Origin of the sequence: Kitasatospora sp. NPDC057692 (genome assembly GCF_042799475.1) — a bacterium.
Taxonomy (GTDB): Bacteria; Actinomycetota; Actinomycetes; order Streptomycetales; family Streptomycetaceae; genus Kitasatospora.
The window spans coordinates 1-7,628 of sequence record NZ_JBHVIV010000164.1 but is presented as its reverse complement, the minus strand read 5'-3'; the positions used below and the strand labels follow the sequence as shown (position 1 = coordinate 7,628).

Here is a 7,628-nt window from a genome sequence, read left to right as displayed (position 1 = left end):
CTCCAACCGCGCCGCCAACCGGTTCACCGGCATCGGCCCGTCGAACAACAGGTACGACAGCATCGACAGATGACGGGGCGCCAGATTCGCCGAACGCAAAGCCTCCGGCACCGGCGTCCGCTTCAACCGCGCCGCCACCCTCGGCATCAGGAGCAGCATCGCGCGGATCGCCTCGTCGGTGTCCAGGCCGGGCCCGGGCCCGGGCCCGGCGTCGGACGCGCGTTCCGTTGACATCCCTCCACCCCTCCTCATAACTTTGCTTTCAAAGCAAAGTCTCTGTCCGCTCCCCCAGAGTACCGGAAGGGGCGTTCCATGCCCGTGCCCCGGCCCGCATCCGAGCAGTACAACCCCCGCCGCTGGGCCGCCCTGGTGGTCACCATGGCGGCCACCGTGATGGACCTGATCGACGGAACGGTCCTCCAGGTCGCCTTACCCACGCTCCGCCGCGAGTTGCACGCCTCCTCGACCCAGCTCGAATGGGCCATGGCGGGCTACACCCTGGCCTTCGCCTCCGGCATGATCACCGCCTCCCGGCTCGGCGACCGCTACGGCCGGCTGAAGGTGTTCCAGGCCGGGCTGATCGCCTTCACCCTCACCTCGCTGGTCACAGGCCTCTCGGTCAACCCGGAGATGCTGGTCGCCGTCCGGATCCTGCAGGGCGCCTCCGCCGCCCTGATGGTGCCGCAGGTGCTCGCCATGCTCCGGGTGGAGTTCCCGCCCGTCGAGCAGCAGCGCGCCGCCACCGTCTACGGCCTGACCTTCTCGATCGGCGGCGTCGGCGCCCCGCTGCTCGGCGGCCTGCTGCTCGACGCCGACCTGTTCGGCCTCAGCTGGCGGCCGATCTTCTTCGTCAACGTGCCGGTCGGCATCGCCGCCCTGATCGGCACCGTGCTGCTCTGCCGCGACTCCCGCTCCGAGCACGCCTCCACCACCGACGTACGCGGCCTCGTCCTCGCCACCGCCGCCGTACTCGCCCTGCTCTACCCGCTGGTCGAGGGCCGCACCCTGGACTGGCCGTGGTGGACCTTCGTCGTCATGGCCGCCTGCCCGGTCCTGCTCTGGCTCTTCGGCCGCTACGAGCGCACCGTCGTCGCCCGCGGCCAGACCGCGCTGATCGACCCGGCGCTGCTGCGCCAGCGGGCCGCCCTCGGCGGGCTCTCGGTCGCCGTGCTGTTCTTCGCCGGCGCCGCGTACCCGGTGATCCTGACCGTCCACCTGCAGAGCACCGTCGGCTTCTCTCCGCTGCACACCGCGCTCACCATGGTGCCCGCCGCCGTCGGCGTCGGCCTCTTCTCGCCGTTCGCCACCAAGCTGCGCCAGCTCGGCCGGCCGCTGGCGGTGGTCGGCTGCCTGGTGCTGGCCCTCGGCATGGGCCTCACCACCCTCACGGTGGGCCGCTACGGCACCGGCCTGCACTCCTGGCAGCTGATCCCGGGTCTGCTCATCGGCGGCATCGGCATGTCGATGGCCTCGGGCGTGCTGATCGCGACCGTCCTGGCGAAGACCCCGGGCCACCACGTGGGCGCCGCGGCCGGGCTGGTCAACACGGCCATCCAGATCGGCACCGCCTCCGGCGTGGCGCTGCTGGGCACCGTCTACTTCGGCCTCCTGGACGGCGGCCACCCGCCGATCCGCTCCGCCGCGACCGGCCTGCTGGTCGTCGTCGGCCTCTACCTGCTGGCCGCCCCGGCCGCGATGATCCTCCCCGGCGGCCGCCTGGTGTTCATGGCCGCCCGCCCCCCGCAGCAGCCGGCCCCCCAGGAGGCGGCCGACACCGGGGCCACCGCCCAGACCTGACGTGACCCCGCACCGGTGGAGGGGCCGCCCGTCCGGGCCCCTCCACCGGCACGCGCGCCCGCCGCCGGCAGCCGCCCTCGGCGGGGGCCGCGCCCGGCACGGACACTGCACGACACCACCGGACCGCGAAGGGCCGCGAGGGGCCACACCCACCGACGCACCCCTCGCCGGAGCCCGCACAGCAGGACCCCCGCGAATCCACCACGATGGCCGCCGAGCGACAGCGCCGCCGACGACGGGAACGGCCGGCCCAACGGATCGACGTCGCCCGCACCGGCCGCCGGAGCACCGCATCACGGTGACCGGCCTTCAGGCCGGGGACCAGCGGGGGCCACGCCGCCGAAGCGGCGGCCCCCGGCGTACGGCCGCCGACGTGGTCCGCACCGGCCGGCGGTCCGCTCCGCCGGTGCCCGGGCGGCGGGTGGGCGCGACCGGAGGTCCAGTGGGTCTCCACCGGGCGGCGGGAGGCTGCGCTCCTCCACCGTTCACCACCGTCCCCCGGAGGGAAGTGCCGCCGTGAAGGAGCATTCCGACCTGACCGAGGTGTGCCGGCTGGCCTCGGCGCACGCGCAGCGGGCCGAGCGCGAGTACCGGCTCGCCCCCGAGGTCGCCGAGGCCGTGCGGGAGGCCGGGTTCGCCCGGCACTTCGTCCCTGCCGCGTGGGGCGGCGACGAAGGCGGCTTCGGGACCTGTCTCGACGCCGTCGCCGAACTCGCCCGGCACGACCCGTCGGCCGCCTGGTGCGCGTCGATCGCCGCGACCCTCGGCCGGATGGCCGGGTTCCTGCCCGAGGAGGGCCGCCGCACCCTCTGGGCGGACGGCCCGGACGCGCTGGTGGCGGGGGCGCTGGTGCCCGCCGGTACGGCCGTCGCCGAGGAGGGCGGCTGGCGGCTCGGCGGCCGCTGGTCCTACGTCAGCGGCATCGACTCCTCCGACGCCGCGCTGCTCGCCTGCCTCGTACCGGTGCCCGGCGGCGGGCCGGACGAGCGGGAGGCGCGGTTCCTGCTGGTGCCCCGCTCCGCCTACCGGGTCGAGGAGACCTGGCGGACCGTCGGCATGCGCGGAACCGGCAGCCACACCCTGGTGCTCGACCCGGTGCACGTCCCCTCCGGGCACACCTTCACCACCGGCGAGCTGCTGGCCGGCCGGTCGCCCGACGCGGCGCCCGCGCCGCTCACCGTCGCGCTGCGCGACGTCAGCGGGCTGACCTTCGCCGCGCCGGTCCTGGGCGCGGTCCGGGGCGCGCTGGACGCGTACGGCGCGGCCGCGGCCCGCCGCAAGCCCTCGACGGCGGCCGGGTCCGCACTCGCCCGGGCCGCCGCCACCACCGATGCCGCCGCCCTGCTGCTGACCCGGGCCGCCGAGGACGCCGACCGGGGCGTCCGGGGCGAGTGGCACGGCGCCCGGGCCCAGCGCGACCAGGCGGCCGCCGCGGAGCTGCTGCTGGCCGCGGTGAACGGGCTGGCCGGGACGGCCGGGACCGGCGCCCTGCAGGAGGAGGCGCCCTTCCAGCGGTTCTGGCGGGACGCCGTCACCGGCGCCACCCACGCCGTCCTGCAGTGGGAGCCGGCCGCGCACCGCTTCGCGACCGCCGAACTCGCCGGCCGCCGCGCGGACTGACACCCCGTACGCACGGGAAGGGGGCTGCGGGCCGAAGCCCGCAGCCCCCTTCCGTCGCCGTACGGCGGCCGACCGCTCAGCGGTCCGGTCAGCCGGCCGGTTCGTCGGTGACGGTGTAGTCGCCGATGGTCAGCTCCGCGCCCTGGCCGAAGAGCCGGCTGCTCTCCAGGCTCTCCTCGTCGACGAAGGCCTGCTCGTGCGGCTCGCCGGTGTCGGGACGGAAGTAGGTGGTGGCCCGGGAGAGTCGGACCAGGCCGCGTCCGGTCGGCCAGGAGCCGTCCAGCAGGCTCAGCGTGCCCATCCCGAAGCTGAGCTGGCGCGGCTCGACCACGGTCAGCTCACCGCCCTCGTCGAGGGTGAGCGTCTCGCGGGCGAGCGGCAGGCCGATCCGGTCCACCCGCAGCACCTCCTCGCCCTCCACCAGCCAGCGGACCACCCCGGCGCCTCGGTCGTAGGAGATCCGCACCCGGTGGCGGTCGTTCGGGGTGCGGTCGAGCAGCGGGACGGTGCAGGCGAAGGAGCCGTACCGGCCGAGCAGGCGGCGGGCGAAGTTGGTCCGCCCGTAGAAGGCGTACAGCCGCCGGTTGGTCAGGATGAAGTCGAAGGCGACCGAGGTCTCCGGGTCGATGGTGTTCAGCATCGCCCCGGCGAGCCGCAGATCGTCCTCGGGATCGCGGACGGCGTCGCCGAACGGGTGGCCGGCGGTGCCGTAGGTGCGGCCGGAGACGGTGGCTGAGACGGAGAGCACCCGGCCGGGGACGGCGTCGAAGCCCTGGAAGCCGGAGGCGGCGGTGCGGTTGACGTAGGCGATCCACTTGGCGTGGTCGGCGAAGCCCGGCACCACCCCGGTCCGTCCGCGCTCGCTGGGCACCGTCCGGGTGTAGGCGGGCTCGCCGGTCTCCGGGTGGCGGCCCCGGGAGGCCAGGCGCAGGCCGTCCCCGGTGACGGTGAGGTCGCCGTCGTCGGCGATCAGCTCGGGGGTGGCCTGGACGTGGCGCCAGCGGGCGTCCGGCCCGGCGGCGGACAGGCCGTCCCGGAAGCCGTCCCGGAAGAGCACGCCGCCGCTCGCGGTGTCGGCCGCGGTCGCGGCCTCGGCGGCGTCGGGGGTGCGGGCGGGCGGGTTCATCGCGGCTCCTCGGGTCGGGCGGTCGGTGCGGCCGGGGCGGTCGGTGCGGTCGGTGCGGCCGGTGCGGCCGGTGCGGCCGGTGCGGCCGGGGCGAGCAGGAGGTCGACGACCTCGGCGAAGGACCCGACGACCGGGTCCGCTCCGGCGGCGGTCAGTTCGGCGGCGGTCGCCGCGCCGTACGAGACGCCGATGACGCGCATGCCGGCGGCGCGGCCCATGCCGACGTCGGCGAGGCCGTCGCCGACCACCACGCAGGAGCCGGCCGGCAGGCCGAGGCGCCCGGCGGCGTACCGGGCCATCGCCGGGTGCGGCTTGCCGTGCTCGACGCTGTCGTGGCCGGCCACGGCGGTGAAGGCGTCGGCGACGCCCATCAGGGCGAGGATCTTCTCGGCGGCCCCGCGCGGCTTGGAGGTGGCGACCGCGAGCCGCAGCCCGGCCGCGGTCAGCCGGCGCAGGCCCTCCGGCACGCCCGGGTACGCGAGGCCGGCGCCGGCGGCCGTCAGGTGGGCGCGGAAGCGGGCCTGGTACTCGGCGGCGGCCGCGGCCACCTCGGGGCCGTCGGCCGGCCGGCCGAGCAGCCGGGCGAGGCTCGGCTCCAGCGGCAGGCCGACGGTCGCGCGCAGCGCGTCCGGGTCGGGGCGCACCCCGCGTTCGGCGAGGACGACGGTGAGCAGGGCGGTGATGGCCCCCGGGGTGTCGGCGAGGGTGCCGTCGAGGTCGAACAGGACGCCGGCCGGTGCGCCGCCCGTCATGCCCGCTCCCCCGCCGGGCGCCCGGCCTCCGCCTCGGCCTCGGCGAGGGCGGAGAGCGCGACCGACAGCTCGCCGGCCAGGGTGGCGGTGCTCAGCAGCAGGGAGCGGCCGGCCTTCGCGGTGCGGCCCTCGGTGGCCCGGGAGACCGCCTTCATCAGGAACGGGCTGACGGCGTTGCCGGCGACCCCGGCGGCGTCCGCCTCGGCGAGCGCCTGCTCGATCGCGGTCTCCACCACGACCGCGTCCAGCGCGTCCTCCTCCGCCACCGGCGTGGTGAGCAGGACCGTGCCGCCGCCGTTGACCTCCCAGTGCGCCCGGACGGTGCGCGCGGCCTGGCGGACGTCGTCCACCCGGTGGACCGGGACGTCGGTGGCGCGCGCGTAGAAGGCCGGCAGCCGGTCGGTGCCGTAGCCGAGCACCGGCACCCCGGCGGTCTCCAGGTACTCGGCGGTGAGCCGGGCGTCCAGGATGCTCTTGGCGCCGCCGGAGACGACGGTGATCCGGGTGCGGGTGAACTGGAGCAGGTCCGGCGAGATGTCGAAGGTCTGCTGCGCGCGGCGGTGCACGCCGCCGATGCCCGCGGTGGCGAAGACCGGGATGCCGGCCCGTTCGGCGATCACGATGGTGCCGGCCACCGTGGTGGCGCCGGCGCCGCCGCCGGCCAGCACCGGGCCGATGTCACGGGCGCTGACCTTGGGCACGCCGGGGGTGGTGCGCAGCCGCTCGATCTGCTCGGCGTCGATGCCGACCAGCAGCCGGCCGTCGAGGATGCCGATGGTGGCGGGCACGGCGCCGCCGTCCCGGACGGCCTTCTCGATGGCGAGGGCGGCGTCGACGGACGGCGCGTTGGTGATGAGCGAGGACTCTAGCGCGACCACCGGCCGCCGCTCGGCCAGTGCGGTGCCGACTTCCTCGGTGACGGCGAGGAGCTGGTCCACAGCCATCGCCTCCTTTCCGGACAGGGCTGGTCGTCGTGGGTGTCCGCAGCCTGGCCGCGGCGGCTGGAGCAGTGGTCGAGCGGACGTGGAGGGGGCGGTTCGACCGGAATTCGAGGGGGCGTGGACAGAGTGTGCGGCGCACCGTCCGCGGCCGTCCGGGCCGTCCCTCGGTGCCCAGTGATCCGATGCGCAGGGAGACGCGATGAACGGGAAAGTGAAGGCGGCGATCGGCGTCGCGATGACCGTGGCCAGCGTGGCCGGGGCCGGCGGGACCGCCGTCGCGGACACCGGTGCGGACACCGCCGACCGGCGGTCCGGCCAGGTCCTCTTCCACGACGAGTTCCGCGGTGGCTTCGACACCGCCCAGACCTGGCAGCTGGGTTCGGCGAAGACCGCGACCGGCCAGACGCTGCCGCAGGGCGACGGCGTCATCACCGCCGGCCGCCGCGGCATCACCGTGGTGCCGACCGGCACCAACCCGGTCACCGGCCGGCCGGCCTTCGCCGCGACGACCGACCAGAACGCGACCGGCTTCGGCGGCGGCACCGGTGACCACCTCAAGTGGGTGGCGCAGCCGCGGCGTTCCTCCGCCAACGGGGTGCCGATCCCGGACACCGGCGCGCTGGTCTGCTCCAGCAAGCTGTCCGTCCAGGCGGACTACGTGAACCAGCACCCGTTCGGCGGCGCGGTCGCCGACCCGCAGACCGACCCGCGGCTGGCGAGCGCGACGCTGATCTCGGTCGACCACACCACCCACACGGTGGCCAACCTGACGGTCACCAACGGCGAGATCCACGCGGTCTACGAGCGGCTGCCGATCCCCGGCAGCACCTACGCCGCGTACCACTTCTCCGTCCCGGTCGCCAAGCGCACCCCCGGGCGGGCGGACAACCTGGAGATCAAGTTCGACCAGGGCGGGCAGCGGGTCACCTGGCTGGTGAACGGCAAGGACGTGCTGTCCACCGACCGGATCGGCACGCTGGCCTTCGACCGCAAGTACCTGCGGCTGGACCACGGCGGCACGCCGGAGCAGGTCCGGGCGAGCTCGGTGCAGTGCGGCCTGGGCACCGGCAACCTGCTGGACGGCGGCGGCGGGGTGAAGGACCGGGACAAGCGCGGCCTGGTCCGCCTCGGCAAGGAGGAGAACTTCTACTACAAGCCGTCGCAGGGCGCGCCGGCCCAGCAGGCCTTCCTGGACGACAGCAGCCTGGAGCGGAACCGGCTCTGGGGCCAGGGTGTGACGCTGAACGTGCGCTCGTTCGACATGCGGTACGTGAAGTAGGCACCGGCGGCAGGCCGGACGGGGCCGCGGACCTCCTGGTCCGCGGCCCCGTCCGCGTGCCTGCGGTGGAGGGCGACGGCACGACGGCCGGGGCCCGCCGGAGGGGGTGCCGG

General features: G+C 75.7%; 6 protein-coding genes and 1 pseudogene. 3 read left to right on the top strand and 4 right to left on the bottom strand.

Annotated elements, in window-relative coordinates; all coding sequences use genetic code 11:
- Positions 1–234, bottom strand: a pseudogene (locus ACFVFS_RS40085) (MarR family transcriptional regulator); the annotation flags it as partial.
- A gap of 78 nt (positions 235–312) precedes the next feature.
- Between ACFVFS_RS40085 and ACFVFS_RS40080 the strand changes: the two are divergent.
- A complete protein-coding gene (locus tag ACFVFS_RS40080) occupies positions 313–1,797 on the top strand; it encodes an MFS transporter (RefSeq protein WP_380630027.1) in 1,485 nt (494 codons plus the stop codon).
- Positions 1,798–2,313: 516 nt separating this feature from the next.
- On the top strand, positions 2,314–3,417 hold the full coding sequence (locus ACFVFS_RS40075; protein WP_380630025.1) for a hydrolase: 1,104 nt from the start codon (positions 2,314–2,316) through the stop codon (positions 3,415–3,417).
- Between the two features lie 88 nt (positions 3,418–3,505).
- Here the strand turns inward: ACFVFS_RS40075 and ACFVFS_RS40070 are convergent, their stop codons facing one another.
- The 3 genes from ACFVFS_RS40070 to ACFVFS_RS40060 are packed head-to-tail and all read right to left on the bottom strand — an operon-like array spanning position 3,506 to position 6,239.
- Positions 3,506–4,543 (bottom strand): DUF6081 family protein, encoded by a 1,038-nt coding sequence (locus ACFVFS_RS40070; protein WP_380630024.1) that lies wholly within the window; start codon positions 4,541–4,543, stop codon positions 3,506–3,508.
- Complete coding sequence (locus tag ACFVFS_RS40065; protein WP_380630022.1) at positions 4,540–5,295, bottom strand: HAD family hydrolase; 756 nt, start codon at positions 5,293–5,295, stop codon at positions 4,540–4,542. Before ACFVFS_RS40065 ends, ACFVFS_RS40070 begins: the two co-directional genes overlap by 4 nt.
- Positions 5,292–6,239, bottom strand: a complete 948-nt coding sequence (locus ACFVFS_RS40060; RefSeq protein ID WP_380630021.1) for a pseudouridine-5'-phosphate glycosidase — start codon at positions 6,237–6,239, stop codon at positions 5,292–5,294. Before ACFVFS_RS40060 ends, ACFVFS_RS40065 begins: the two co-directional genes overlap by 4 nt.
- Positions 6,240–6,435: 196 nt before the next feature.
- On the opposite strand from ACFVFS_RS40060, the gene ACFVFS_RS40055 reads away from it, so the two are divergent.
- Positions 6,436–7,515, top strand: coding sequence for a DUF6081 family protein (locus ACFVFS_RS40055; RefSeq protein ID WP_380630019.1), 1,080 nt, complete (start codon positions 6,436–6,438; stop codon positions 7,513–7,515).
- The last annotated feature ends 113 nt before the right edge of the window (positions 7,516–7,628 follow it).

Bases quoted from the DNA above. Each gene is read 5' to 3' on its own strand.
- ACFVFS_RS40080 (WP_380630027.1), top strand. From the start codon at position 313: ATGCCCGTGCCCCGGCCCGCATCCGAGCAGTACAACCCCCGCCGCTGG.
- ACFVFS_RS40070 (WP_380630024.1), bottom strand. From the start codon at position 4,543: ATGAACCCGCCCGCCCGCACCCCCGACGCCGCCGAGGCCGCGACCGCG.
- ACFVFS_RS40065 (WP_380630022.1), bottom strand. From the start codon at position 5,295: ATGACGGGCGGCGCACCGGCCGGCGTCCTGTTCGACCTCGACGGCACC.
- ACFVFS_RS40060 (WP_380630021.1), bottom strand. From the start codon at position 6,239: ATGGCTGTGGACCAGCTCCTCGCCGTCACCGAGGAAGTCGGCACCGCA.
- ACFVFS_RS40055 (WP_380630019.1), top strand. From the start codon at position 6,436: ATGAACGGGAAAGTGAAGGCGGCGATCGGCGTCGCGATGACCGTGGCC.